Genomic DNA, 26,330 nt, shown 5'->3' with positions numbered 1-26,330 from the left:
ATAAAGACAATAAAGATAAAGCGATATGGATCACTTTTATTATCCTTGTTTTCAGGAAAGTCTTTATTGCTTTTGGTCGTTTATCAACCTTTTTCGAAATAATACACTGAAGTTGCACGTTAAATAAAGTCTACGACCAACAATTAGGAGGTTTGAATGAAACCAACGAAACGAAACAAACTTACAATAGCATCGCTATTATTGAGCACCTGTTTTCTTCTTGTACCCGGCGCAAAAGCACAAGACAAAGTTATTGCAGCTAAAGATGTCGAATGGGGTTACTTAAATCCAGCCCGTGGCGACAAAAGCCCCGGGGCAGCAGACTTGTGGGGAGACCGAACAAAAGACACGGCAACGGGGATGTTAGTGCGATTTAACAAAGGCTTTGAATCGCCACCGCACATTCACAACATAACCTATAGAGGTATTGTGATTGAAGGTGAAATGCACAATGACGATCCAAACGCAGCAAAGATGTGGATGCCAACAGGTTCGTTTTGGACTCAACCTGCAGGTGAAGATCACACCACTGCGGCAAACGACAAAACCAACCTGATTTACCTGGAAATTGATGAAGGCCCATACCTTGTAAAGCCATCAAAAGAACATTTTGACAACGGCGAAAGGCCAATCAACGTTCACGCAGACAATATGGTGTGGCTGCAAAAAAGCGACCTTGTAAATATAGCGGCCAACGGTGTTTCTGTTGCCTATTTGTGGGGCGAGACAAGTAGTGTATACGGTACCCTTGTCAAGCTTCCAAAAGGATTTAAAGGTTCAATAAAATCTAATGGTGATGAATTTAAGGCAGTGGTTATCAAAGGAAGTCTCAATTATACCCAAAACAACGCCTCCAGACAGATTGAATTAAACGCAGGAAGTTACATTGAATCATCAACTGCCGCACACCATTCTGTTGAAAACGCAAACCAAAGCGAAACCATTGTATACGTAAGAACGTCGTCAAAATTTAGCGTTACAGATTAGTACGCTTTTTTCAGCTCACTTACGCGGGGCTTTTCCACGCTTGCTTCGCGTATTTTCTAGGTATTCAGCAATCATAGAATAACCGTTTTGCCTTGCAAGCTGCTCTGGTGTATTGCCATCATAACCTTTCAAATCTAACCTAGCTCCTGCTTCCACCAATACTTTCGCTGCCTCTAAATGCCCATGCCACACTGCGTCATGAAGCGGTGTATACCCGTTGTTAGGACCTTGCGCGTTAAGCACTTCCTGAAAGCCAGGATATTGACTAAGTAACGTCAGCATGTCTGCACGCCCAAAATATGCGGCTTTGTGTAAAGCAATTGCGGCCATGTAGGCGCCGGTAAGCGTTTGATCTGCGCCGTTATCTAGCAACAGCTTTGCTACTTTCAGGTAGCCTTTCATCGCTGCAAGCAGCAGCGCGCTATGAAAATCACTGCCTTGTTTCAATACGGGCGCAACCGCATTAACGTCACCCCCTTTTTCTAGCAGCACTTTTATTTCAGCTACCATTTCTTCTTCAGACAGCGCTTGGTTGGCAACGATCATATAAATGGCTGCTTTTTCTTGCGCTTGCTGCAGCGTTTTCTCTTTATGAGCCGCAAATAGCGCGTTAATAGTGGCAACATCTTCATTTAACGCTTTATCGTTTGCTTTTGTACCGCTTCGATTAAACCCAAGGGCTGTAGCGCCTGCCGCTGAAATAACGGTGGTATCGATGTCGGGCAAACTTAATAAATATTCCACTGCGGGAATATTTCTGTGCCACACGGCCAATAGCAGTGGCGTTCCGCCCAGGCGTACTGACTGCAAGTTTACGAATGCTCCCTCTGTCACAAGCAGTTTAACAAGGTCTAAGTTTCTTCCTTGAACAGCCAGATGAAGCGGCGCTACCCCCATTAATCTATCGAGTCCGTTAACATCTGCGCCGCTGTCTATAAGTGCCTTAACACGCTGTATATCGTTATCCCACACTGCTTTGTGCAGCGGTGTTAGGTTCTGATTTATGTTGCTTTCAAACTTACTTGAATAGAGCGCCCCTATTGCTTCGTTTGCCACGGCTTCGCTAAACGGGGTGGTAAAGCCCATACCAGAGAGCATGATTAACGCCAGAGACTGACACGCTTTTCTTGTAAACGGGATAGGTTTATTCATTGTCTCGCCTAACTTTTTAAATGCTTTTTGTATTGGTTTTAAATTCTGGTTTTGAGTTTTTAGCACGTTGTTAATCCCTACAAAGGGCTAACAACGTAACTGTCGATGATTACTTTACCTTCGGTATCAATATGCACTTGCCAGCGCTCTTTTACCTGTACCTCAACCGATTCCCCTTTAAAGTCAGACGATTCAAATGTGTCAGCGCGAAGGTTAATTCGAAGGTCTACTATAAACCCATTGGGCTTCGCTGAATCAGCATCGGGTTTAATATCAATTTGATCTACACGGTGCTCACAGTTAGGTTTAAACGTCTTGCGTGCCCACGCGTACCAGTCGTTGAATCCAGCATGGCCTTGAAATCGTCCCTCTGGCGCTTGCCAGACAACCTCCTCGCTGAGATTCGGTAGAAAAGCTTCACTTGACGCCGGTAATTGATCGAACTGCCCAAACCACGTCGTTACAAACTGTTTGATACGCAATTCTGGAGAGTTCATCAAAACATCAATAGCATCGGCTACCCGCTTACCATGTTGATCACCACGGGCCTGAACGTCTGAAAGCGTGTTGTAAACACCTTCAATGTACACCATGCGATGGCTGTAAATTGGCTTGTGGTACTGCATTTTTGCAAGGTAAGCGAGCTGTTCTAGCGGGCGTAAGAATTCTTCCACACTGAAATGGTTATAGCCTAGCGGTCCATAAGACTCTTTTGGACCACCTACCGAAATGGACAGTAAAAAATGTTTATTCGCCAGCTTGTCTCCTTCAGGGCCAAACGCAAAATTATAAGTAAATACTTGGTCAATCCAGCGCTTAAGTAAAGCTGGTACAGAATACCAGTAGAAAGGAAACTGCAGCACAATTACCTCAGCTTCAAGCAAGGCTTTTTGCTCTGCCTCTACATCAATTGGGTTGTTAGAATAAAGGGTGTCCAAACGTCTAACTTCAATGTTGTTTATGCGCTTAGTCAGGCTTTGCAAAATAGCGCTATTAGCATTGGACTGGTCTAAATTAGGATGGCCGGAGATAACTAATACTTTACTCATTACTTCTACCTTTGCGTGATAATTTTATGGTTGGTTCAAAGTGAACAGATAGAAGTTTATGCTTGAATGACCTTTAGTTTTAGATGATGATTAACTCAAAGATTATTAGTTTAAAACTAACAATTAAATTCTAGATATAATTTTGGGCTTGAAACCCTTCGACCAGTTTGTCACTTAGACTTTCAAGAGGCGCTACAAGTGAACGGCACCACATTTCAACAACTTATTGTTTTTCATGCTATTGCCGATGAAGGCAGTATTAGTGGCGCTGCTCGCCAGTTAGAAATGGCACCGCCGTCTGTAAGCCACGCGCTTAAATCTCTAGAAGCAAGTGTGGGCGTTCCTTTGTTCAATCGAACCACGCGTAGAGTTGAATTAACCGATGCGGGAAAGTTACTTAAGCAGCAAACTCATCATGCTATCGACGCGTTAGATATTGCATTTGAAGAGGTCAACGCCCTTAGCTATACCCCTAGGGGCACGGTTCGTATTACCACTCCTCGCTTCGCCTTCCAACAGCTTTTGGCGCCTTATTACCAAGAGTTTTGCGAGCGCTATCCAGACTTAAAGCTTGAGGTATCGATAAACGATGCAGCCGTAAATTTGATTACCGATGGGATGGATGTGGGTATTCGCTTTGGTGATAGGATAGAAGAAGGCATGGTGGCAAAGCGATTAACTAAAGCCACTAAAGAATGTTTGTTCTGCTCACCTCACTACGCTAAAAAGTATGGCCTTCCCTCGTCTATTGATAGCCTTCAGCAACACAAGCTCATTCAATATCGTTTTATTACCTCTAACAAACTTGCGCCACTTCATCTGTGGCAAAACCGGCAAGCTGTGAGTGTTTCAATGCCGATTGCTATGGTAGTCAACGATACAGATTTGATGATTGATGCTGCCAAAAAAGGATTAGGTATAGGAAGAATTGTTGAACCTATGGTGGATGAATTATTTAAAACTGGCGAGCTTGTTCCCGTACTTAAAGAGAACTGGTTTCCTTATTCAGGGCTGTTTATGTATTTTCAGCAACATAGTCAAAAGGCCCAAAGAATTAGGGCCTTAATCGACTTTCTTGAAGAAAAACACACCGTTTGACACTAGCCTGTTGTTCTTTACTGTGCATCAAATCTCAACAGGTGTTAGTAACTCGTTTGCTTTCAGTACACTAGCGTATCGTTTTTAAGCTGCTGCAGATCCGCCAAGCGGTCTTTCGCATTTTCTGGCGCAATCGCTAAAATATCGCGACTGCCCGCCTCCTCTGTTTTTTCTAATGTCACTGAAGTAATCAGCCATTGCCCTTCTATTTTTCTGAAAGTGAAGTGGTAGATGCCCGAAACTTGCCAAAAACCATCATGCCCAAGCCAGTGGCTGGCGATAAAGGGCACGTTAGCAAACGCTATATCTTCTTTTCGATTAATACTGGGGTTTCCCAAGTTGTGAAATGTTTTGTCAAAACCAGGCATAAAAGCCGCCCAGTTTTGCATCAAGACCTCACGTTTTTGGGTTACCGCTTCGCCCCCGAACAAACTGGTGTAGTCTGTTGTTACATGTGGGGCAAACAGTAAGGTTAAGTATTCATAAGCATTGTTGTCAGCTAATGCTGAAAAGCTATTCAGGTTGCTGTGAATACTTGCAATGTCTTTATCCCGGCTCGAATGGGATGTGGCAGCATGGCCCATAGTAAAAACTCCAACTAACATGACACAAATTATGGCTTTAAATTTCATTTCTGAACCTTTAATAGGTAAATACTCGTCTTACAATGCGCTGTCGAAGTGGGAAGCTACGGCGTTAACGGCTTTTTCAACGGCTTCAGGTTGGTCGTAGAAGTCAAATTGATTGATGTTATCTAGCCAAATTGCATTTACCGAATCAGTCGCGTTTTCCAAATACTGATGTGCACCTTGTGGCAGCGCCATCGCTTCTGATGCAACCATTAAAACCGGTATAGTCTGTTTTGATGCACTTAACTGCGCATTATAATTAAGCCAACCGCTCCATGACGTCACGTTGAATTTGTTGTCGTAGGCAGGCAACAAACCTCGTGATTGCTCAGTGTAGTAAGGTGCGTTATACATCAAGGCGTTTTCATTGGTTAAACTTGCCGCTTCAATAACTAATGGCTCGGATTTGTCTTTCTCTGCCGCTGCTAACGCAAGTAATTGATTGCGATTTTCTTCACCGCCATAAATAGCTGTTGCCATTGCTTCATCGTGTAACCAGGGGGCCACTACTGCCACCGCACCTAACCGAGTATTTTGGCTTGATTGAGTATTTTGAACCGCAGCATCAAGCATATAGTCCGCTGAGGCACAAATGGCCAAGCCAGCAATACGGCTGTTGTCCACCTGCGCGACGTTTGATAGCGCTTTGATAACAGCCTGTATATCTTGCGTTTTACGAACAGGATCTTCAAGGTACGCGGTTTGGTTGTCATCGGTATCTCTTGACGCTCCCCAACCTCTAAAATCAAATGTAATAGCGGCGTAGCCTCGCTCTGCTAGTGCTGTTGCATAAAAGGCTGGCATTTGCTCTTTTACAGATGTCCATGCACCTGTAACAACGACCACTGGTGGATTAGCAATACCTTTTGGAAGGTATAAATTTGCAGCCAAGTTGCCCACTTCTGTGTTTAACGTGATAATTTCCATTTGAAATCCTTGCTGGTTGTATTGACGATGACTATTTTTGATCTCACTGCTTAACTGCGCCTGATTAGCGCTTAGTTGTTCAATGCTTGCTCGGGCTTGGTTTAACGCGTCTGTTTGCGATGGTTGCTGAGCGTGTGATATGCCAGGTTGTAATATGACCAGTGGCGATATCAAAAGTGACTGTGCAATTACTGTTATGGTAGTTTTAAGCATTTGGCTGTGCTCTTTAAGTGGGTAATCAATGAGCACAGGATATGAAATAGTGCGCCTTAGTTATTGCACATTAATGCTAATTATTTGTAGGTTATTGCTAAAGGGAACATAAAGCTTGAAGTCACGTTTAGCCTTTTTTGATCATGCGACACATCAACCTTCATCGTGCAAAGACGTACTAGATATTGCGTTTTCAAACGACGGTCTCGATTGGAAAGGCATCATTTTAGAGAAAGGAAAGTCGCCTCACTTTTACCCTCAAAATGTGTATACCCCTTATTTCTATTTCGCACTCGCCCTTGAAAGCGATCTGAATTGGAACATAGAAGCGAATGGAAGTATGGTTTCTTTAAAAACCAGTCCGGGAAACATTTGGATAAATCCACCTAAAACGCCGTTTACACACGACATATCCGAGCCTTGTTATTTTGTTATTTTAGCGGTTGAAGAGCGTGTATTTTTAGACGCATGTCCGTTTAAGGTAGAACAAGATCAGCTGCAGTTTCTGAACAACTATAACGTGGAAGACGAGAGCATAAAGGGGCTAATTGAGCTTCTGTTATTAGAGACACAAGCAAAGGGTCGTAATGGGAAAGCCTATTTAAGTAACTTATTGTCTGCACTTTCTGCTCAGTATATCCAAAATTATTCAAATTACCGCGACCTTCAAGATGCCTCTGCAAAGAGTGTCAAAATAGGCAAGTCACAGATAGATAAGATTGAACAATATGTTAAAGAAAATATCGGCAGTACCATTAGCGTAGATGCGCTGGCCGAGCTTGTTTTTTGCAGCAAGTTCCACTTTTTAAGAGAGTTTAAAAAGAGTGTTGGGGAAACACCTTACCAATTTATTACCCAATACCGTGTTGAGCAAAGTAAAAAATACTTACTCGCGAATACTCATTCCATGAGCGACATCGCGTTATCATTGGGATTCAATGATCAATCTCACTTCAGTCGTGTTTTCAAAAATCACGAAGGCATTACCCCAAGTCAATTCATTAAACAATACAGCACGTAGAATAAACTACTTTGGACACTACCTACTCAATAAAGCCCTTGCTAAGACTTTATAGGTAACTGCCCTAATGCCGCTGCGCATGCCAAGCCAATGGCAAACGTCATCGCCACACTGGTGAAGGTGCCCAAAAGTACATATTCAGTTAATTTTCTGTCTTGGTGTTTAGTAAGATCACCGAAGCGAAATATAGATTTCGCCGCAATAAGAAAACCTATGGCAGAAAACTGATTTAACAACACAAAGGTAAGCATGAGTACGCGCTCTAAATAGCCAATTCGTTGACCTGCCAGTGATAAAGTTTGTTGTTCCTCTGTACTTATTGTGGGCGGATCATTGGGGTGAGAAGACGGCATTTTGTTAGCTAATACTTCATCGCTCCAAGGCGACAGCAGCTGTTTAATAATAACTGAACTGGGCTTGAGTACCGCCAAATAAGCCAAGATCACTAATAGGTGCGATGTACCTACCTGCTGAAGTAGTCCCACTGCCTCGCGCCACTGATTGGTGGCATACAAAAATACGCCTAAGATCACGACAATGTGCGCTATTTGATCGACAACAAAAGACGTAGTGTTTTGCTTACAATACGATTTAATCACGTCAATTTTGAAGTGAGAAACGGCGACTACAATTGCACCAACACCTATACTTGCGATACTCATCGTTGATGAAAACAAGAACATTGCTGCTGCCGCGAGTATACCGTGTATGATTGCGTGTAGGTATAAAGGCAAAGCCAGTGCGTGACGTTCGTTTCTTTGCTGTACCCAGGTAAACGGTTGAAAATAAAAGTCTGCTAATAGATGCGCTAACACGAGTGCCACCAGCAGTTGAGGTTCAGCAAGCATTTGGTTCTCCTGTCACAAGCATTATGTTTTTTGCATAACCCGTCATCACGTTAGTCTTCCTTGGTCAATTGTTCCGTTTTTAATGAGGTTCCACCTTGAACCCATAACATGAGCGCTCTCTCCATATAGTCGAGATATTCTGCTATCAGTTTATAGTTACTGGCATTGAGAATTCGACTTACATTACTGCGATTTTTATCTAGTATGGCCGCTACACTTTCATGGCTCTTATCCGTGGCTTCAAGATACGCGAGTAAGGTTTGCGACTGGGTTTGTGTCAGTCCATTGATATGCGCGTCGGCAAAACGTGTTAAGAGCTGCGTTTTGTCGTCGAGTGTTTGTTCACCGCTACAAAAAATAAGATGGTGCGGCTTTATGTTATCTAAACCTCGTCCTGACAACACAAATGCGTCTCCAGTGCCAGTTTTTACTTCTGAAGGACGAAATTGCGCTTCTCCCACAGCAACACTCATTCGCACGTCTACGCCTGAAGCGTGCGCCTTGAGTGCTAGTCGCAATCCAACTGCGGCTGAAATGCTATGCTGTGGTTGTGCAACAACTAGCTGAAATGCGTCTCCTCGATAAATATCAAAGTCTCCACCGTAGTACTCGGCGTAGTATGTTAAACGCTCTCTCAGCGTAGCAATTATTTCTCTGAATTCAGCATCAGAATAAGACTGAGAGTTGGAGACGTCACCGGTGATCACACCAGCGCGCTTTTTTGTATTGCTTGTTAGAGCACTCGTTCTTGTCATTTCACTATGCGCCGCGTTGTCTTTTCTACTTTCAATAGACACTTTTTTCCGTTTAGAGGTCCACTATGACACGCTACCATCTCAAATTCAAAAACAATCACACAGCAAAATGTGATTATTATTAATCACAAAGTCACATGTGACTAAATTGCGTAACGGAAAGCAAAATATAACAAAGAACGTATAGCGGCTGTTGATTAAGTAGAATACTTATTCTACCCTAGAGTAGAACATTCATTCTACTTAAAATCTGTTTAATTGGTTAACAAGCGATGTGCCAAGTAGACGAAAATAACAAACGTTTTCGAGGAGACCCGGTATGACCGCGCCCAAACAATCTGAGTTAGCTTCGAAACTAGAGCAAGCTTTTGCCCTTTACGGATTCGCAGAGCCTAATGTGGCTAAACTCAAGGACTACACTGGCACCACACTTAAAACCTTGTACAAATACTTCCCTTCAAAAGAAGACATGATTATTGGCGCGCTTGACTATCGTCACAGCCGTTACATCGCGTTTCTGGAAGAAAACTGTCCCTCGACGCGTAACGAAGCAATTAACCACATATTTGAACGCTTGTCGGTGTGGCTAACGACATTCGCTCCCAGAGGTTGCATGTCATTGCAGGCTTTGGCGAGTTACCCCAATAACCTTCAAATTGAAACCGCTGTGAACAACCACAAACACGCGGTGCTAACGTGGCTGAATGAAAAGCTCGAAGACCCAGCCCTTTCAAACAGCGTGTTCCTGCTACATGAGGGCATGTCATCAGCATGGCCAACGATTGGTGATAAAGCGTTAACCGCAGCGAAAGGCGCACTAACAGTGCTACTTGATTAGCCCTTCTTAGAACTTGCATCAACCATTACCTTTCTCGTCTAAAGCAAAAATTCTGGAGGACAATATGAAATCATTGCCAAATGAAATGTACGGCGTGCAGTTAACCAAACATGGCGATCTCGACGCGCTTACATTTAACGAAAACATACCTTTGCCTACACTCAGCGACAACGATGTACTTATTGAAGTGCGCGCTGCGGGGGTAAACAACACCGACTTAAATACGCGAAAAGGTTGGTATTCCAAAGGCGACAACAATGCAGAAGATGCCGGCTGGGGGGGTAACGCGCTGGCTCTGCCGCTTATACAAGGCGCTGACGTGTGTGGCTACATTGTTGCTGTGGGTAAAAATGTTAGCCAAAAACGTATTGGAGAGCGTGTGATCATAGAGCCATGCCTGACTGAAGTTGACAGTCAAAAGCTTGATTCGCCTTGGTACTTCGGCTCGGAATGCAATGGAGGTTTCGCACAGTTTACTAAAGTCGCATCGCGCCACGCCCATGCAGTAAATTCAACGATGACAGATGTGGAACTAGCCTCGTTCCCCTGCTCTTACTCTACAGCCGAAAACATGCTGCACAGAGCAAACGTAAAAACAGGTGAGCGAGTATTTATAACCGGTGCCTCGGGCGGCGTAGGCTCAGCGGCAGTTCAGCTAGCGAAAGCGAGAGGCGCGTACGTAATAGCGGTAACAAGTGAAGAAAAACGCGATACTCTAGAAGCATTAGGCGCCGATGAAACCGTGCTGCGCGATGGTGACTGGGCAAGCCTAGCAGAATCCGAAGCTTTCGATGTGGTAATTGATCTTGTTGCTGGCCCGCGCTGGCCTGAACTCCTTGAGGTACTTAAACCATTTGGGCGTTACGCTACTTCTGGCGCAATCGCCGGCCCTGAGGTGACGTTAGATGTACGTACACTCTACCTAAAAGACTTAACCCTTTTAGGGTGTACGATTTTGGAGAGTGAGGTGTTTGGAAACTTGGTAAAGCACATCGAAAAAGGAAGCATTAAACCGCTTGTATCTGCTACCTACCCTCTCGCTGAAATTGGTCAGGCACAACAAGACTTTGAGAAGAAAAAGCATATTGGCAAGATGGTACTGACAGTTGGAGAAAACAAATCCTAGTACAAAAAACTTGGTGCGATAGGATCACACTTGCTAACGCTACTTAAACATTAGATGTTTTGAAACACACACTGTACTAACCAAAAGCGTGAAGTAAAATGTCAGTGTTTGATGCTTATGCGGATTAAAGCTTAGCGCAGTTTCTTCCAGACGCTTTGGCTCGATACAGAGCTTTGTCTGCCTGCTGAACCAGTGACAAAGCACCATCACTACTATGCAGGGCTGCATCTTGGCGTGATAGATTCATCTCCATACACGCCATACCAATGCTCACTGTAAGTTTACTGTCGTAGTCTGACGCCTGATGACGAATATCTAAATACGACACGTTACGAATAATTCGTGCAGCAATAGCATGCAGCTCATTAAGCCGAGTATTGGGTAAAATAACGGCAAATTCTTCACCACCATAGCGGGCGACGAGGTCGTCACCTCCAACACAGCTATTAGTTAAGGTATCCGCAATTTTTTGCAATGCCGCATCGCCCGCAACGTGACCGTAAGCATCGTTGTACTGTTTGAAAAAATCTACATCAATAAGAAGTAAACTAAGAGTTGTCATCTGCTCAGTGCATCGCTCAACGTCTCGTTTCAGCGTACTGTCAAATAACCTTCTGTTAGCAATCCCTGTCAAACCATCAATGTTTGCAAGGCGCTCAAGCTGTTTGTTTGCTTCTAGTAGCTCAGTTTGTGCTTTTTGAAGCGCCTTTCGGTTGTGTAGGTTTTGTAACGTATTACCTAACATCTCACCTATTCGCTGCAGGTATTCAATGTCAAATGCATTCCACGAATACGGGCTGCCTATAATGTCACAGCCAATGAATCCGTACATGATGTCGTCAACCATGATACGAACACACAAAACAGAAAAAATTCGCTGTTCTTCAAACGTCTCTTTTTCTGCAACAGCCTCTTTAGGCAGAGAAGCTACATTATCAACTTTAAACAAACCGTTGGAAATGTGGGTCATGAAAAAGGGGAGCGTGCTACTTGGTATATCCTGAAGTTCATCAATAAAAGGCGTAACGCCTGCAGCAACCCATTCGTGTGTGTTAGACATGGATTCATCTTCATCGCTGAATTCAAATATATAGCACCTATCTACATCGCAGAACGTGCCCAAAGCCGCTAACGCTTGATCGATAATACCGTCGAGTTCATGAACACTAGCTGTAATTAGTTTTGATGAAAAATTAGTGAGAAGCTGATTAAACTCTATATGCTTGCTTACCGCTGAACTTTTACTATTCTCATTTAAAAGCGATGTTATGTTGGATTTCACCTGCAATACAACCCATTCGCCTGTAGGCGTAGTGATAACATCGCTTTCAATAAAACAGTTCATTGTTCGTGAATCTGTTTGAAGTCTGTAGTGCTTTGCTATTTCCTCTCCTTTTTCTGCAAGAGTAAATGGCAAGCTACATTGAGGAACAATTTCTTTTGTTTCGAGGTCAAAAAAAAGGAATGTATGTGTGGCTTCAGCGCCAGACTGTCTTAACCCAAAATCCTGCTCAAAGCCCCTGCTGGCGTAAATGCACTCTAGATCGGGGCATTTGAACAAAATGCTAGACGGCATTTGATACAAAATCGAAATTATATCTGTCGTATTCAATTTAACTTCCACGAATTACTTCTATGTAAATGTAGCAGTAGTTCGCCAACTAGTGAAAAATCTTTTTATCCCACGACGCGCTCCAGTACTTCATTAAACTTATTTAAGGTAAAAGCGTAATGATAGATATAGCTGCCGTTAAATAGGACTGAATAGGCGAATATGGAAAATTCTATTGTTGAATTGATGGATAACATGTATGACGAAGAAGATAGCGCCACGTCATTAGGAGAGGTAATTGAACGTTTCGAAGACAGAGGCTTTGGTCCACTGTTGCTGATCCCCGCTCTTATTGCACTACTTCCTACAGGCGCCATCCCAGGCGTGCCTACTTTGTGTGGCATCACCTTATTTTTTATATGTACACAAGTCGCAATAGGAAAAACCAGTCCGTGGCTACCCACGTTTATTAAAAATAAAGAAGTGTCCACAGAGAAACTAGAAAGAGCCGTTGAAAAAGCCAAGCCTTATGCACAAAAAACTGAAAAGCTGCTAAAGCCCAGGGTTACGTTTCTTTCCCACTCACCATCTAAAAATTTTATTGCTGCGTATTGTGCCATAGCAGCACTTTGTATGATCCCGTTAGAGGTGTTGCCTTTTGCGGTTGCAGTACCCGCTTTTGCGTTATGCATTACCGCGCTTGGTATAACGAATCGTGACGGCGTTTTTCTTATTGTTGGCATACTGCTTCAACTAGGCACTGGATATTTAGTGTTTAAGGCGCTTGCCATGATGTAGCTAAAAGTAACCGCTATGAGCAGCCCCTACTTTAGGCTACAACCACTTGTTTTATCGTAGTTTTTGCGTACTATTCGTGAAATTATAAAACTGTGCTTTGGTACAGGAAAATAATCTTATTTGAATAGAGTAAAAATTCATGAAGAGACTTGCTGCTGTTTCTCTTGCTGTATCCTTCGTTTTTTCTGCCTTTAGTGCTGTTGCAGAAAACTGCGTTTTCAGTTGCCCTATCGGTTTAAATGGTCAAACTATTACCCGCTCTATATATACGCTACAAAATAACCCACAAACGAAATTTGCTAATTGGGTGGCGTATCACGTTACGCCTGACACTATCGATGGTCCATCTAGAAGTCGAAATTGGAGAGCCGACCCTGAACTAAGCGATGAAAGTACTCTCGAGCCAAATGACTATAAAGGTGCGTGGCGAGGTATAGGTACCGACAGAGGTCACCAAGTCCCCCTTGCTTCTTTCAGCAATTCGCCAAATTGGCGAGAGCTTAATTACCTCTCAAACATTACGCCTCAAGACTCTGATTTAAACCAAGGCCCATGGGTAAAATTAGAAAACGCCGTACGCAGCTTTGTAAGAACCGGCCGGGATGTGTATGTGGTATCAGGCCCCTTATATGAATGGTTCTTCGCGTCACTTCCTGACGCCGATGAAATGCACAACGTTCCCAGCGGCTACTTTAAAGTTATTGTCACTGAAATAAACGGTCTAATAGAGGCCTCTGCTTTTATCATGCAGCAAAGTGCTGCGCGCAGTGATGATTATTGCACAACACAGGTCACTATTGACGAGGTTGAAGCAAGAACAGGCCTGAATATCATGCCCGTGCTTTCTGACGAAAATGAAGTTAACGTGGAGAGTACGATAGGTGGTTTGGCACCGCAGCTTGGATGCAGTTAGCGCATAGCAGCTACCTCCCCGCTTGCCCTTAAGGAAAAGCCTAAAACGCTATTTTGATTTAAATGGTTGTAGCAACAGCGCTTTGATAGACGCGTTCTCTCTTACGGCCGGCACATCTTTTTGACCAATGGGCAATGTTTCGTCGCTAAACGCAGCGCGAGGCGTAAAACTATTAAAGAGCCTATCCCACCACGATACGCTAAACCCGTAGTTCGAATTAGATTCATTTTTAGCCTGGCTATGGTGAATGCGATGTAAGCGCTGTGTGATTAGCACAAGCCCAATTCTATCATCCCACTTTTGTGGCAACCTAATATTGGCATGATTAAAAAGGGCAAAGCCATTTAGCGCCACTTCAAAGATAACAATAGCAATAGCTGGCACGCCTAGTATCACTACCGCCGCGGCTTTAATAACTAAACTCATGGCAATTTCAACTGGATGAAAGCGAAGGCCTGTAGTGGTGTCGACATGACTATCGGCATGATGCATTTTATGAAAGCGCCACAACATAGGCACGGTATGAAAAAGTCGGTGCTGCCAATAGATAAGCATATCAAGTAGTAAAACACTTAAGGTTACGATGGCTATATGAACAAGATACGTTGAAGAATTACTGAGAGGCTCACCACTATTTAGCAGTTGATTAGAGCTTGAGGCATCAGCCGGCACGGCATCCAAAAAAACGTTGAACACACCTATGCCTTTCTGCTGCGCCCATAAAGACACACCAACGAGTGTGGCCGGAAGCAAAATACGCGATACCAACGCCCCCATTACCACCATGGACAAGTTACCCAACCAGCGTGTTTTCCTACTAAGCACGGCTTCACGCGCTGGCAACAGTGCTTCAAGTACTGCCATAAGTACAAAAACGCCAAGAAATACGCTTAAGCGAATAACCGCGGTATTATCCAAAGCAAATTACCTTTATCACGTTAATTACTTTCAAAATTCAGAATACTTTTACTGCTACGAGAACTTTCACCATCATTCATAACCTGAAGAAGGCACTGTACGTTCTGACTTAGCAGCGTCGCGCTCTACCCTGTGAAGCGTAGAAAAGCCCCCTACTATGCGAGTAATGACTGTTACGGCACAGGCTGCAGCGAACACATAGGCAAGCGTTACAAAATACTGCGGCCAAATACAGAACGCCAAAAACACTAAAATGGTTTCAGTGCCTTCGGTTAACCCCTGCATATAATAAAAGCTTTTATTAGCAAACTGGGGCCTATCTATTTGAAACTTCTCTGCCGCAATGGCAAAGGCTAAAAAACTGCTGCCAGTGCCAATAAAGGTAGCTAACAGCACCATTGCTGGTATGCCCCACTCTTGAGGGTTAGCAATGCCAAACGCCAAAGGAATAGAAGCGTAGAATAGAAAATCTAAGCAAATATCTAAAAAACCACCCGCACTACTGCTACTTTGCTGATAGCGCGCCAATTCACCGTCAATTCCATCAAAAACACGATTCAATATGATGCAGGCTAGCGCCATATTCCACCAGTTAAGAATAATAAAGGGAAGCGCAAGAACACCGATGACAAACCCGGCAAGCGTAACCTGATTTGGGGTAACGCCCTTGCTGTCTAGCGCTTTTATCAACGGTTTTAAAAGTGGCTTTATAAAAGGGGTAACTTTGGCATCTAACATGACATGTCTCTTTACTCGCTCTGCAGTATTTTTTACTATTTCAGTACTACCTTCGGCAGCACCTATGTAATACCGCTATAAAATTTCTATGACGTTGCCGCCTGCGGCTAGCGCATCATCTTTATCGTGTGTCACTAATACTGCGGGAATATTACGTGCTTTTAGCTGCGAAAACGTCCAGCTGCGAATTTGACTTCGAAGGGCTACATCTAGTTTGCTGAACGGCTCGTCAAGCAATACCACATCAGGCTCAGAAGCTAACGTTCTGATAAGGCTTACTCTGGCCTGCTGACCACCAGAGAGCGTATTCACAGTCCGGTCAGCGATGCCGTCAAGTTCGACGGCCACTAATAACGCGTTTATGGCGTCGTGTTTCAATTGCTTGTTTTTATATGCCTTATCAGGCATAGCGAACGCAATGTTTTCGCCCACGGTCATGTGTTCAAATAAAAGCGCATCTTGAAACATAATGCCCACTTTGCGAAGGTGCGCATCGATTTCGTTTATCACCACGTGGTTAATTTTAATTTGTCCAGTAACGCTAAAGGGGGCCTGAAGCTGTCCGGCGATGGCTTGAAGTAAAGTAGACTTACCTGCGCCGCTAGGTCCCATAACGGTCAGCACTTCTCCCTTTGCTACCTCAGCACTTAACTGAAGCAGCGGCTTGTCATCGCGATAAATAACGATGTTTTCTAAACTAAGCACTATAAATTACGCCCTTGTAGTTTTTGTTCTTATGTTAGCCATGCGCTTTTACTGCACCGGGTCTGCGGAACGATTGCTGTGAGTATCTGATACCAGCATTTGCCTACTTCGTCTTCTCGTTGCAATTGCAGGCATGTACCAAGCGATCATAAAGCCAATTAACGGCATTACCGCTTGAATAATGACATACACCGCAGTAAGTCGCGTACTGCTCCCCGATACCGACGCTACAGCCTCGGTCGTAACAGTAGGGAGCGTCCCGCCAGACGCCAGCAAGGTCGGTAAATACTGGCTAAAACTAATTGCCAGCCCCAACGCCCATGCCACCATAATGGCGCTGAACAACGAAGGCAGCTTAACATGATAAAACACCTGCCACGGCGTTTTGCCCAAGCTATGCGCCACCATGGCGTATCGGTTGTCGAACTTCCTATACGCCACCGCCATCGATAAAAACACGTAAGGCAAAACATAAACCATGTGCGCTACATAGGTGTGAAACCATACGGCGTTTTGAAAAACAAGCTGCTGGAACCAGACCAGACCATATAGGAAAGCTACGCCAGGTACCAATAGAGGCAAAAATAGAGAGACAGAAAATGCATTCTCAGCAACAGCACGCGCTGGCTTTAACTGTTCGCTTTCCAGCGTAAATAAAACAAGTACCAATGAAGTTGTACTCACCAGCACTCCAAGCAACAAGGTATTAATAAGCGGTGTTGTCAGCGCACTTGTTGCCGTATTCCAATGCAGCAGTGTTAGCCCCTCTGGCAATAACAGCGGGAAATGCCATTGCTTAGCAAAGGAGTACACAACAACCGTGTATACCACTGTGCAAATCAAAATAATGTAAAACGCCATGATGACAAAGCCACACGCGCGTAACACTGCATCGGCAAAATATCGATTTCCACCTGAAAGGCTGCGCTTACCGGTGTAAGTCACTAATCGCTCTATACCAAAAAACAACAGTACCGCCACGGCTGAAACTGCCACCTGAACCACAGCAGCGCTACTTGCAAGCAGTCGCATGGACAAATCAATATGATTAAACCAGTGCATAATGGCGACAGCCAAAGTGCTCGGGTTATTTGGGCCTAGAATAAGTGGAATTTCTACATTTGAAGTGGCGAAAACTAGTACTGCTAAAAGCGGTAACTTTATCTGGGAAAAAATTGTCGGCAGCACCAGTTTAAAAAAGCTCGCAGTAGGCGAATAACCTAACGCTGTCCCCACCTTTACATACCCCGTGAGTTTCTTTTTCACCAGCGGCTGAGACATAACGCTTAGCGTCATTAACAAAATAAACGGCAGCTCTTTCAGGCTAAGCGCGATAAGTATACTTAGTCCTAGACTGTCATAAAGTAGCGTTCCATCATTCGCAGCGGGCAATGCCATTTCGCTGATTTCATTAACAAAGGGGGTTGTGAAAGCATGACTAAAATACGCATTCAAGCGCGTGGTGACTGCTGCAAATATACCAGAAGGGCTAACTACAAATAAAAGGGAAATGGCCGCAGTCGCGTGGGGAAACACCAGAAACGGGCTTAACACACCCTGGATTTTGCCTAGCAGGGAAGATTGGTAAAACGTGGCGAGAATACAAAACGCTGCTATTACGGCTAAAAGGGTTGAGCCTATGCCCGTAAAAAGCGACAACCACATCATTTGCCAAATGTCTGGAAGACCGAATAGCGTCGCAAACACTTGCGTTGAAAAGGCGTTTGCGCCGATAGCTGGGAAGTAACCTAACGCAGGAAATATTACCCCTACCAGCCCTGCCAATACGGGAATACAAAGTAAAAGCAGCAAGCACCAGCGTGCAACAAGTGTAATGTGAGTAAACATTAGTAGCGTGCCCCGTAACGTTTATACCAGGCTTCGCGCAATTTATCAGTCCAGCTTGCATGGGGCTCGGCCAACAGCACCGCTGACTGAGATTTGTCGAGGGCAGATTTGTGCACAGCCTCGTCTTTAAACAGCATAGCTTGTGCTTGTGTCAGCGATGCCATATCAAGAACCGTATCGTCACCCCACACTTCCAGCTTTTGCTTCTCGGCCTGTGCTTCTGGCGAAAGCAAAAAATTTACTACTGTCTTTGCTGCTGTTTTGTTTTTCGAATTGTAGGTCAGCCCCACAAAATGGACATTAGCAAGGCTACCGTCTTGCATGGCATAGGTGCGAACATCATCGGGTAAATCAAAACGATTTACGGCTGATGGAATTTCAGCGGCGGTAAATGAAAACGCGAGTGTTAGCTCACCTGTGCCAACCAAGCGTTGAAGTTGTGAGGCTTGGCGAAGCATATACTTCCCTTGCTGCCACATAGTGGGATGCAATTGGTCCAAATAAGCCCAAAGCGCGGGCAATACAGCCTGAAGAGACGATTCAGTAACGGCTTGGTAAAACAAAGACTGCTTATCGCCGTTAAGTGCAATTGCTGCGTATTTTATAAAGCTAATGCCTAAATAATCGCTCGGCACTGGATAAGTGAAGCGTCCTGGCGCTTTTTGAGAGAACCGAAGCAGTTCATTAATGGTTTGCCCAGGCGCAGTGCCTAACGCTTTCATGTGCGCGCTACGATAATAAAACACCATGGACGCCTTACCCCACGGCGCTTCCATACCAAGCGTGGGTTCGCCAAAATCGGTTACCATGGCAGAGTTCTTTTCCGGGCGGGTTAGCGCGAAATGATCAAGTTCTTTAACCCAGTCTTTAGCGAGCAAGTTATGCTTTTTCATTGCCGCAAAGTTTTCGCCATTTATCCATATTAAATCTACGCTGCCGTTATCGTGATTACCGGCCGCTTTTTCTGCTAATACGCGTGACACGGCGTCACTGGTATCAGCAAGCTTAACGTGCTGCAGTTCAATGTTAAAACGCTGGCTAACTTGCGCCGCTACCCATTGCAAATAACCATTTACTTGAGCGCTTCCCCCCCATGCATGAAAACGTACCAGAGGTTTGCTTTGTGTGTCGTCTTTAGGCGATTGCGCTGAGGTGCGCTTGAGCACCGTTGACGCACGTACTGGCGATTGATGCTGGCTCTGTATTTCATTGCCAGAAACATCAACACTGGGAATATCAAACGGTACCGCAAATGAATGAGAAGCCGTGATTAGCTGAGAACTGAAAACAGCTGACGCCAGTGCCAGCCCCTTAATGAGGCGACTAAACTTGCCAAAGCGGCGTAAACAAGTCGCTTTCGTGCTAACTGAAGCGCTATTGCGTGGCATTGAGTGCCCAGTCGTAATCTAAGAATTCTAACTCTGCGTTATCTTGCTCAAGCACTGAAATCTGCTGACTCGATAGGTTTAATGCATCCTTGTATAACAGCAAAAATTGGCTGAGATTTTCCGTGTTTACGTTTTTAATACCTTGCCAACTTTCACTTTTCCGATTGGTGTTTTTTTCAAAATCTTCGCTGTACCAGTCGAATATTTTTGAAAGCTTCAAGGTGTTACCGTCCATTCTGTTGCGAGACGTATCGGCTAAAAAACGCTTGGTTTGTGCGTCAAGCTGGCTATCTAGCCTTGCGCCAACATACGCTTCTTCTCGCAGCGCGGGGCAACCAATACTGGCACAGTTTACGGCAAAATGAATTCGAGGCTCGTTATATCCTTCCGTGGTTTCATTTTGTCCACGAATAAGTTCGTGCTCTATTTCATCCAGCGTACGGGTTTTACCAAGTAGCGGCGCAATTTCCTTTTTCCATGGCGACGAGAAAAAGCTGCCTAAATCGCGAATAGACTCAATCTTAGGGTATTCGTTAAGAATAAGGTCAACGGTGTAGGCATTGTAAGCATTTATGAGAAATGCCAGTTGGTCAGCCTTGCTCCAGCCGTCAAAGGTACTTTTTCCTACCTTAGCTAAGCTATTTAAATACTGAGTTAAACGTTCCCTGTCTCGTTTAAACCCATGGTAATTAACTTGCGTGCTGGCACCATTGTCAATGGTTTTCACGTGCTCGCTCAGCAACGCACTAAACGGCTCGTGTAGGCTGTCTGCTTTTTTAAGCGCAGCTTCGTCAGAAAGCGCAGCTTCGTCAGAAAGCGCATAAAAGCTCGTGCTAGCAGCAAGCAGCATGATGCTGCTTACTGCCAATCGACCAAATTTTCTAATAGTGATTCGTCTGGACATCGCGATTACTCTTGTCATTACTTGTTCGCTCGCCATCACCAATGCGTTTTTCACCGCTAATCCTTTTGTCACCGCTAATACTTTCTTCACATTAACTACCCTCTGCGCCACGTGTGGAATTTCTCTACATAGCTGAGTAATTTTTCAGGCGCGTTTGCGCGTTTCCAATTCCCTGCTGCATACTTTGCGCCTTCAGCCCATGTTGGGTAAGCGTGGATAGTGCCAAGGATCTTGTTTAACCCTAGGTCGTGCTTCATAGCAATAACAAACTCAGCCAGTAAGTCTCCTGCGTGTTCCGAGACGATAGTAACGCCCAATATTTTGTCTCTACCCGGTGGCGTAAGCACTTTAATAAACCCTTTTCTGGCACTTTCCGCAACAGCGCGATCTAACTCTGCAAACTCGTATCGCGTTACTTCAACGTCAATGTCTTGCTCGGCAGCGTCACGCTCGTTAATGCCCACCCGCGCTACTTCCGGATCGATAAAGGTTGTCCAAGGAATAACGCGATAATCAACTTTGAATTTCTTAAACGTGCCGAATAGTGCGTTGACTGCAGCGTACCATGCCTGGTGTGCGGCCACGTGGGTAAATTGATAAGGCCCTACTACGTCGCCAGCGGCAAAGATATTAGGCATCAGGGTTTGCAAGTATTCATCGGTTTCAATCGTTCTATCAAATTGAATACCCAAGTCTTCCAGACCGAAACCATGCAAACGGGCTTTTCGTCCCACAGCCACAATGACTTCGTCGTAGGCAATGGTAGATTCAACACCCTCTTTCGCTACAACAAGCACTTTTTCACCGTCTTGTTGCTCAAAGCGAAGCGCATCATGGGACGTCAATACGTTTACGCCGCTCTCTCTAAGCACAGACTCAGCATACTCCGCCACATCCGCATCTTCCCTGCCCATTAAACGCGGGGCACGCTCAACTTGCGTTACGTCACTGCCAAGGCGTGAAAAGGCTTGGGCGAGCTCACAACCAATAGGCCCGCCACCTAATACGATTAAACGTTTTGGCGTGTCTTCAAGTTCAGCAAACTTGGTCCACAAGGTATCAGAGGTAACATAGCCGCTTTGCTCAATGCCTGGTAATTCGGGAATAAATGGTGCTGCACCTGTAGCAACCACAATATTTTTTGTGGTTAGTGTTTGGGTACCGCCATCGTTCTTTTTATTTCAACTGTCCAAGGGTCGATAATTTTCGCATAGCCTTTTACAACATCAACACCCAAGCTAGTGTAACGCTCTACACTGTCATTAGGCGCGATTGCCGCAATTACTTCGTGCACACGTGCCATCACCCTTTTAAACGACATAGCGGGTGTTAGCGGCTCTAAACCATAGTTATCAGCATGACGCATTTGATTGGCCACTTTTGCCGTTTTTATAACGGCTTTGCTCGGTACGCAGCCGTAGTTAAGACAGTCGCCGCCCATTTCGCCAGCTTCTACCAGCGTGACTTTTGCTTTCACCGCCGCAGCAATATAGCTGGTGACCAAACCACCCGCACCCGCTCCAATAACCACTAAGTTGCGATCAAACTTCTTTGGCTTGCTGTAGCCTTTGTAGACGCGACGGCGATTGACTACTGCTACGATAGCTTTAGCTATCCAGGGGAATATGCCTAAAAGTACAAATGAAAAGATAAGCCCAGGCGAGACAATGCCAGACAAACTGTCTATTTGCGCAAGTTGAGTACCCGCATTTACATATACCGCGGTGCCCGCAAGCATGCCTACTTGGCTTACCCAGTAGAATGTCCAGGTTTTAAGCGACGTTAACCCCATCAACAGGTTGATTAGGAAGAACGGGAATACTGGCACTAGGCGCAGGGTAAATAAGTAAAACGCACCTTGCTTTTCCACGCCCTCATCAATCTTTTTAAGCTTTTCTTTAAACTTATTTCGCACGGTGTCGCGCAATATGAAGCGTGAAACTAAGAACGCCAGCGTTGCCCCTACGCTCGAGGCAAACGATACAATAACTAAGCCTTGAACCAGGCCAAACAAAGCCCCTGCTGCCAGGGTCAAAATAGCTGCTCCCGGCAAAGAAAGTGCAGTTACGGCAACATAGATGGCAAAGAACACACCAGTACTTAATACCGGGTTTTGAGCAATCTGCGATTGAAACGTATCGAGTGAATCCTTCATGCCTTGAAGGGTTAAATAGCTATTTAAATCAAAATAAAAAAAGCTAAATATGGCGGCAACAATAGCCCCTAAAAGTGCTATTTTCTTAAACATAAATATCCTTAGCGCTTAAAACGCATATTGCATGGTTACCTGAGCATGACGTGGTACGTTTGGCATGACAAGCGTCGCGCCGAAATACCCACCTTCAAACAGTGGCTGCCAATTTTCTTCATCGGTCACATTAATGATATCTAAACGTAATCGAAGGTCGTCTGTTACTTGATAATCTGCATTTACGTCAACCGTATATTGGTCGCGAATATGCACCGTTTGCAGAAAGTCTAGTGGGAATGACTTGGTATATAGCGCACTTGCCCCCACTTGCAGGTCATCCGTAATTTGCCAGCCAGCATTGATAGAAGCAATTTGTGGCGGGATCCCCTGAACGCGACTGTCTGATGCAGAGAACGCGGCAAAAGAAGGTGATCCTACTCCTGTACCTTCAATAATATCAGGACGAGTATTATCAAACGCATCAATAACCTGCGCTGTACCTTGAAACGCCGCTGAATCATCAAAACGCGCGTCTAAGTAGCTATAGGCGGCATTGATCCAAACATCGTTTGCTTGATAGAACATTTGTAATTCAAAACCTTGCGTTTTCACGCCACTGTTACTGCCATCACGGTTACGTAGGCTTCGGGTTTGGTCAAACACAGCGGCCTCTGCGTACCAGCTGCTGTTTGGCGCATATTTTACACCCACTTCGTATAACGTATTTTCAGTAGCAAAGTTAAGCGGGTTAATCTCGTTATTACCGCCTAACACCGTGCCACCCGCCATACTATTCGATGTTGCGTCGTTTTCTGAAAACGCCGCGTAAACATTCACATCACCCGTTAATTTGTACACTGCACTTAACTGGTAGCTGGTTAATGTATCGCTGTACGAATCTGACGCTGCTTCAACACCAATCGGCGCTAGTGGGTCACGCGCGTCTACGTCATAGTAATCAACGCGTACGCCAGCAATAGTTGAAAATTTATCGGTCCAAATAGAGCGCTGCTGAAGCGCCAGGCCTGTTTGCCATGCAGTAGAGTCGGTGGTGTCTGATAAATTAAAATCGCCGTTACCATCGCCGTCTACGTCGTACTGCGCCCCCGGTGAAACATAGACGCCAGGACGCAGCTCAACTAATCGGGCTTTTTGGGCATCGGTAAGCGGAATAACGCGGTTTGAGATAGGCCCAGTTAAATCAATCGGATTATCGGCCTCAGTGGTAAACTGGCTATAGCCCAACACGTCGTTGTAGCGTAGCGCTAACCCTACGGTCGTAGTTTGGCCGTCGTTCCACTTATAATCTAGCTCAGTGCGGTTTTCGAACGTGTCAGCCCCGTCAATGATCTCAACAAAACTATTTTGCGCAATTTCTTCACGTTCAAGGTATTGGTAGTAGGTAATGTTGCGAAGCGCCACGTTATCAGTCATTTTGTATTCGACACTGCTTCGAATAACCGTAGTTTCAGCACCGTTAATGTCGTCAGGATTTGTGAATACGCGGTTGCGAGGAATAACCACTTCCCCGGTAGGAGAAATGATAGCACCTGCCCCCGGTACTGTACTGCCATTTGACTGAATACCTTGGCCTGTAATGTAGGTGCCGTTATCGATAAGGTCTTGCGTTGGGCGGTTGATACCTGCGTTGTCTGGATAGTCTGTGTCGTAATACTCCGCGCTGATATCCCACGTCAGTACATCGCTTGGCGTATAGCGATACGCTACAAACAGGTTCGTGCTATCACGCTCGGCAAAATCGTAGAAACTGCCATGGTCTAAGTACTCTGCACTAAAGCGAATACCACTTTTACCTTCTTCTATAGCTTTACCGTAATCCACTTGCGCTGAATACTGATCCCAGCGCCCGGCGCGAAGGGTAACTTTCCCCTTGCTTTCTGTGGTAGGCGCAACCTTAGTTTGAAGGTTTACAAAGCCACCGTTGCGCTGCGTACTACCAAACAACACTGGCGACGGCCCTTTCACCACGTCAATTTGCTCAATGCTATTGAACGACAAAGGCAAACCAAAGCCATTGTTGCCTGCTTGACGTCTTATACCATCTTGAAAAAGCTCACCTAATTGGCCGCGTATACTGGGCAGGCTTGGCGTGCCAAAGCCGCTAGAGGCGTACGCGTTGGGCGCCGCTTTTACGATGTCGTGTAAATCGTTAATGTTAAGTGCCTCTATCGCTTGTGCCGACAGTGACGTCACCGCTCTAGGTGTCTCAGCTGCACTTAAACCGCTACCGAAAATGCCTTTAAGTGTATTATCACCAGGATTTAGCGTATCTAAACTCTGCTGGTTTCCGGTTACCTCAACCACTTCAATATCTGCCGCTTGCTGGGCATAGAGCGATTGACTGATTGCAAGTGCGAGTGTGCTAACGGCTAGGCCGATTACTTTTTTCATTAACAGATCCGTATTTTTAATTCTTGTTCGACAAGACCGATACGCGTCACAAAAAATTTCAGTACATTTAATTTTCAAAAGATATTAAAAAACACAAAATTAATTGAAATTTTTATTTTGAACGGTCGTTCTAGTATGCTTGCACTATTATAATTTTGGAGCATGTATGCAAAACAACACCGATATTCAAAACCGACTACAATGGTCGCTACTTTCTCTCCGCGTAACAATATTTATCGTTATGTTCGTATGGACACTCGATAAGTTTGTTAACCCAGCCCACGGCATGGCCATTTTTGAAAAGTTCTATGGTATCGGCGGCGTGCCTGAAATGGCCGTTTACGTTATGGGCGCACTGCAGCTTGCGCTGGTTTTGGCATTCTTAGCGGGACTTGCGAAAAAATACACCTACGGTCTTATTTTTATTCTTCACGGTGGGTCTACTCTGTCTTCATTCCCGCAGTATCTAGATGCCTTTAATCACCTGCTGTTTTTTGCTGCATGGCCAATGTGGGGCGCGTGCTTTGCACTTTTCCTATTGCGCGATGCCGATACTAAATTTGCCTTTGGCAAGTAGCAGCTATTCGTTAGCTAAACACGCTAGATACACCGCACGCTAGAAAGTTAGCGCATAGCGATAGCCCTTATATTTAGCTTTAGCAAGCTAACAAGATATGACGGCTACGCTTTTTAGCATTTAACTTACTGTTTGGCAGCAGCATACAGTTGCTGCCATTCAGCCTCTTCTACAGGCATGATTGACAGTCTTCCACCTTTTTTGACCAATGGCAGTTCAGTAATACCGTCCATCGTTTTAATCACTGAAAGCGGCAGAACGCTTGAAAATTTCTCTACAAATTTCACGTCAACGCGATACCAGCGGGGGTTATCCTGACTTGATTTAGGGTCGTAATATTTTGATTCAGGGTTAAACTGCGTGGTGTCCGGGTAGCCGTCTCTTACCACTTCAGCAACACCTGCAATGCCCACCAGCTTGCAACTTGAATGATAGATAAATACTCTGTCACCCCGTTTAACGCCGTCTCGTAAAAAGTTACGCGCCTGGTAATTTCTTACGCCGTCCCACGGTTCCGTTTGTTCTGGGCGGTTTGCCAAGTCATCGATTGAAAATGCATCAGGTTCTGTTTTAAATAGCCAATACGCCATAGTCGTTGTTAATTCTCTTCGTTGTAAATAGACAAGTCTGTCATTCGCTAAATGCGGGCATTTGAAGCGCTTATAAAAAAATGCGCTCATGGCTAGCTTTACAGCTTGTTGATTTAAGTGAGTATACAAAGCTCTTTAATTTAATGACAGCGC

General features: G+C 44.8%; 23 protein-coding genes and 1 pseudogene. 8 read left to right on the top strand and 16 right to left on the bottom strand.

The features are described from left to right. The first annotated feature begins 156 nt into the window (after positions 1 to 156). Positions 157 to 987, top strand: a complete 831-nt coding sequence (locus tag KUL49_RS16540) for a DUF4437 domain-containing protein (RefSeq protein WP_131137993.1) — start codon at positions 157 to 159, stop codon at positions 985 to 987. A gap of 15 nt (positions 988 to 1,002) precedes the next feature. Here KUL49_RS16540 and KUL49_RS16535 read toward each other — a convergent pair whose 3' ends face one another. Together KUL49_RS16535 and KUL49_RS16530 are read right to left on the bottom strand one after the other, a co-directional pair. Beyond that, complete coding sequence (locus KUL49_RS16535) at positions 1,003 to 2,139, bottom strand: ankyrin repeat domain-containing protein (RefSeq protein ID WP_131137992.1); 1,137 nt, start codon at positions 2,137 to 2,139, stop codon at positions 1,003 to 1,005. A gap of 77 nt (positions 2,140 to 2,216) precedes the next feature. Continuing rightward, positions 2,217 to 3,188, bottom strand: coding sequence for an NAD(P)H-dependent oxidoreductase (locus KUL49_RS16530; protein WP_131137991.1), 972 nt, complete (start codon positions 3,186 to 3,188; stop codon positions 2,217 to 2,219). A gap of 198 nt (positions 3,189 to 3,386) precedes the next feature. Between KUL49_RS16530 and KUL49_RS16525 the strand changes: the two genes are divergently transcribed. Continuing rightward, the gene (locus tag KUL49_RS16525; RefSeq protein WP_131137990.1) at positions 3,387 to 4,286 is read left to right on the top strand and encodes a LysR family transcriptional regulator; all 900 of its coding nucleotides are present in this window, start codon (positions 3,387 to 3,389) and stop codon (positions 4,284 to 4,286) included. A gap of 62 nt (positions 4,287 to 4,348) precedes the next feature. Here the strand turns inward: KUL49_RS16525 and KUL49_RS16520 are convergent, their stop codons facing one another. Both KUL49_RS16520 and KUL49_RS16515 read right to left on the bottom strand, forming a co-directional pair. After that, positions 4,349 to 4,918: a nuclear transport factor 2 family protein gene (locus tag KUL49_RS16520; RefSeq protein ID WP_131137989.1), complete on the bottom strand. Its 570-nt coding sequence runs from the start codon at positions 4,916 to 4,918 to the stop codon at positions 4,349 to 4,351. Positions 4,919 to 4,948: 30 nt separating this feature from the next. Then, positions 4,949 to 6,055 (bottom strand): alpha/beta hydrolase, encoded by a 1,107-nt coding sequence (locus tag KUL49_RS16515; protein WP_242633867.1) that lies wholly within the window; start codon positions 6,053 to 6,055, stop codon positions 4,949 to 4,951. Between the two features lie 115 nt (positions 6,056 to 6,170). Here KUL49_RS16515 and KUL49_RS16510 point away from each other — a divergent pair, with 115 nt between their 5' ends. Then, positions 6,171 to 7,076, top strand: a complete 906-nt coding sequence (locus KUL49_RS16510) for an AraC family transcriptional regulator (protein ID WP_131137988.1) — start codon at positions 6,171 to 6,173, stop codon at positions 7,074 to 7,076. Positions 7,077 to 7,117: 41 nt separating this feature from the next. On the opposite strand, the gene KUL49_RS16505 is transcribed toward KUL49_RS16510, so the two are convergent. Both KUL49_RS16505 and KUL49_RS16500 read right to left on the bottom strand, forming a co-directional pair. Further along, positions 7,118 to 7,924 (bottom strand): DUF3307 domain-containing protein, encoded by an 807-nt coding sequence (locus KUL49_RS16505; RefSeq protein WP_131137987.1) that lies wholly within the window; start codon positions 7,922 to 7,924, stop codon positions 7,118 to 7,120. Positions 7,925 to 7,974: 50 nt separating this feature from the next. Further along, entirely contained in the window at positions 7,975 to 8,721 is a 747-nt protein-coding gene (locus KUL49_RS16500; RefSeq protein ID WP_131137986.1) for a hypothetical protein, read from the bottom strand. A gap of 277 nt (positions 8,722 to 8,998) precedes the next feature. On the opposite strand from KUL49_RS16500, the gene KUL49_RS16495 reads away from it, so the two are divergent. Both KUL49_RS16495 and KUL49_RS16490 read left to right on the top strand, forming a co-directional pair. Further along, complete coding sequence (locus tag KUL49_RS16495; protein WP_014949290.1) at positions 8,999 to 9,517, top strand: TetR/AcrR family transcriptional regulator; 519 nt, start codon at positions 8,999 to 9,001, stop codon at positions 9,515 to 9,517. A gap of 64 nt (positions 9,518 to 9,581) precedes the next feature. Further along, positions 9,582 to 10,643: an alcohol dehydrogenase family protein gene (locus KUL49_RS16490; RefSeq protein ID WP_131137985.1), complete on the top strand. Its 1,062-nt coding sequence runs from the start codon at positions 9,582 to 9,584 to the stop codon at positions 10,641 to 10,643. Between the two features lie 124 nt (positions 10,644 to 10,767). Here the strand turns inward: KUL49_RS16490 and KUL49_RS16485 are convergent, their stop codons facing one another. Next, positions 10,768 to 12,267, bottom strand: coding sequence for a diguanylate cyclase (locus KUL49_RS16485; RefSeq protein WP_131137984.1), 1,500 nt, complete (start codon positions 12,265 to 12,267; stop codon positions 10,768 to 10,770). A 150-nt stretch (positions 12,268 to 12,417) separates the two neighbouring features. Here KUL49_RS16485 and KUL49_RS16480 point away from each other — a divergent pair, with 150 nt between their 5' ends. Both KUL49_RS16480 and KUL49_RS16475 read left to right on the top strand, forming a co-directional pair. Continuing rightward, positions 12,418 to 12,993, top strand: a complete 576-nt coding sequence (locus KUL49_RS16480; RefSeq protein WP_131137983.1) for an exopolysaccharide biosynthesis protein — start codon at positions 12,418 to 12,420, stop codon at positions 12,991 to 12,993. 139 nt (positions 12,994 to 13,132) lie between these two features. Further along, positions 13,133 to 13,906, top strand: coding sequence for a DNA/RNA non-specific endonuclease (locus KUL49_RS16475; protein WP_131137982.1), 774 nt, complete (start codon positions 13,133 to 13,135; stop codon positions 13,904 to 13,906). A 48-nt stretch (positions 13,907 to 13,954) separates the two neighbouring features. On the opposite strand, the gene KUL49_RS16470 is transcribed toward KUL49_RS16475, so the two are convergent. From KUL49_RS16470 to KUL49_RS16435, 8 genes and pseudogenes are all read right to left on the bottom strand, one after another. Continuing rightward, the gene (locus KUL49_RS16470) at positions 13,955 to 14,824 is read right to left on the bottom strand and encodes a sterol desaturase family protein (protein WP_131137981.1); all 870 of its coding nucleotides are present in this window, start codon (positions 14,822 to 14,824) and stop codon (positions 13,955 to 13,957) included. A gap of 72 nt (positions 14,825 to 14,896) precedes the next feature. After that, a complete protein-coding gene (locus KUL49_RS16465) occupies positions 14,897 to 15,562 on the bottom strand; it encodes a CDP-alcohol phosphatidyltransferase family protein (protein WP_131137980.1) in 666 nt (221 codons plus the stop codon). A 75-nt stretch (positions 15,563 to 15,637) separates the two neighbouring features. Then, the gene (locus KUL49_RS16460) at positions 15,638 to 16,267 is read right to left on the bottom strand and encodes an ATP-binding cassette domain-containing protein (protein ID WP_014949285.1); all 630 of its coding nucleotides are present in this window, start codon (positions 16,265 to 16,267) and stop codon (positions 15,638 to 15,640) included. Between the two features lie 48 nt (positions 16,268 to 16,315). Next, positions 16,316 to 18,115 (bottom strand): ABC transporter permease, encoded by a 1,800-nt coding sequence (locus KUL49_RS16455; protein WP_131137979.1) that lies wholly within the window; start codon positions 18,113 to 18,115, stop codon positions 16,316 to 16,318. Next, positions 18,115 to 19,503: an ABC transporter substrate-binding protein gene (locus KUL49_RS16450; RefSeq protein ID WP_131137978.1), complete on the bottom strand. Its 1,389-nt coding sequence runs from the start codon at positions 19,501 to 19,503 to the stop codon at positions 18,115 to 18,117. The genes KUL49_RS16455 and KUL49_RS16450 overlap by 1 nt, the downstream gene beginning before the upstream one ends. Continuing rightward, entirely contained in the window at positions 19,490 to 20,497 is a 1,008-nt protein-coding gene (locus KUL49_RS16445; RefSeq protein ID WP_131137977.1) for a DUF547 domain-containing protein, read from the bottom strand. The genes KUL49_RS16450 and KUL49_RS16445 overlap by 14 nt, the downstream gene beginning before the upstream one ends. Before the next feature lie 5 nt (positions 20,498 to 20,502). Continuing rightward, positions 20,503 to 22,655, bottom strand: a pseudogene (locus KUL49_RS16440) (FAD-dependent oxidoreductase). A gap of 15 nt (positions 22,656 to 22,670) precedes the next feature. Next, on the bottom strand, positions 22,671 to 25,010 hold the full coding sequence (locus KUL49_RS16435; protein WP_131137976.1) for a TonB-dependent siderophore receptor: 2,340 nt from the start codon (positions 25,008 to 25,010) through the stop codon (positions 22,671 to 22,673). A gap of 166 nt (positions 25,011 to 25,176) precedes the next feature. Here KUL49_RS16435 and KUL49_RS16430 point away from each other — a divergent pair, with 166 nt between their 5' ends. Then, positions 25,177 to 25,587: a hypothetical protein gene (locus KUL49_RS16430; RefSeq protein ID WP_014976366.1), complete on the top strand. Its 411-nt coding sequence runs from the start codon at positions 25,177 to 25,179 to the stop codon at positions 25,585 to 25,587. A 125-nt stretch (positions 25,588 to 25,712) separates the two neighbouring features. Here KUL49_RS16430 and KUL49_RS16425 read toward each other — a convergent pair whose 3' ends face one another. Next, on the bottom strand, positions 25,713 to 26,177 hold the full coding sequence (locus KUL49_RS16425) for an EVE domain-containing protein (RefSeq protein ID WP_131138001.1): 465 nt from the start codon (positions 26,175 to 26,177) through the stop codon (positions 25,713 to 25,715). Positions 26,178 to 26,330: the final 153 nt, after the last annotated feature.

This window comes from Alteromonas sp. KUL17, from assembly GCF_006538305.1.
Lineage (GTDB): Bacteria > Pseudomonadota > Gammaproteobacteria > Enterobacterales > Alteromonadaceae > Alteromonas > Alteromonas macleodii.
The sequence above is the reverse complement of the archived record's forward strand: the minus strand, read 5'-3'. Positions and strand labels throughout refer to the sequence as shown.

Bases quoted from the DNA above. Each gene is read 5' to 3' on its own strand.
- KUL49_RS16530 (WP_131137991.1), bottom strand. From the start codon at position 3,188: ATGAGTAAAGTATTAGTTATCTCCGGCCATCCTAATTTAGACCAGTCC.
- KUL49_RS16535 (WP_131137992.1), bottom strand. From the start codon at position 2,139: ATGAATAAACCTATCCCGTTTACAAGAAAAGCGTGTCAGTCTCTGGCG.
- KUL49_RS16425 (WP_131138001.1), bottom strand. From the start codon at position 26,177: ATGGCGTATTGGCTATTTAAAACAGAACCTGATGCATTTTCAATCGAT.
- KUL49_RS16515 (WP_242633867.1), bottom strand. From the start codon at position 6,055: ATGCTTAAAACTACCATAACAGTAATTGCACAGTCACTTTTGATATCG.
- KUL49_RS16430 (WP_014976366.1), top strand. From the start codon at position 25,177: ATGCAAAACAACACCGATATTCAAAACCGACTACAATGGTCGCTACTT.
- KUL49_RS16495 (WP_014949290.1), top strand. From the start codon at position 8,999: ATGACCGCGCCCAAACAATCTGAGTTAGCTTCGAAACTAGAGCAAGCT.
- KUL49_RS16450 (WP_131137978.1), bottom strand. From the start codon at position 19,503: ATGCCACGCAATAGCGCTTCAGTTAGCACGAAAGCGACTTGTTTACGC.
- KUL49_RS16505 (WP_131137987.1), bottom strand. From the start codon at position 7,924: ATGCTTGCTGAACCTCAACTGCTGGTGGCACTCGTGTTAGCGCATCTA.
- KUL49_RS16520 (WP_131137989.1), bottom strand. From the start codon at position 4,918: ATGAAATTTAAAGCCATAATTTGTGTCATGTTAGTTGGAGTTTTTACT.
- KUL49_RS16540 (WP_131137993.1), top strand. From the start codon at position 157: ATGAAACCAACGAAACGAAACAAACTTACAATAGCATCGCTATTATTG.
- KUL49_RS16475 (WP_131137982.1), top strand. From the start codon at position 13,133: ATGAAGAGACTTGCTGCTGTTTCTCTTGCTGTATCCTTCGTTTTTTCT.
- KUL49_RS16465 (WP_131137980.1), bottom strand. From the start codon at position 15,562: ATGTTAGATGCCAAAGTTACCCCTTTTATAAAGCCACTTTTAAAACCG.
- KUL49_RS16490 (WP_131137985.1), top strand. From the start codon at position 9,582: ATGAAATCATTGCCAAATGAAATGTACGGCGTGCAGTTAACCAAACAT.
- KUL49_RS16435 (WP_131137976.1), bottom strand. From the start codon at position 25,010: ATGAAAAAAGTAATCGGCCTAGCCGTTAGCACACTCGCACTTGCAATC.
- KUL49_RS16480 (WP_131137983.1), top strand. From the start codon at position 12,418: ATGGAAAATTCTATTGTTGAATTGATGGATAACATGTATGACGAAGAA.
- KUL49_RS16455 (WP_131137979.1), bottom strand. From the start codon at position 18,115: ATGTTTACTCACATTACACTTGTTGCACGCTGGTGCTTGCTGCTTTTA.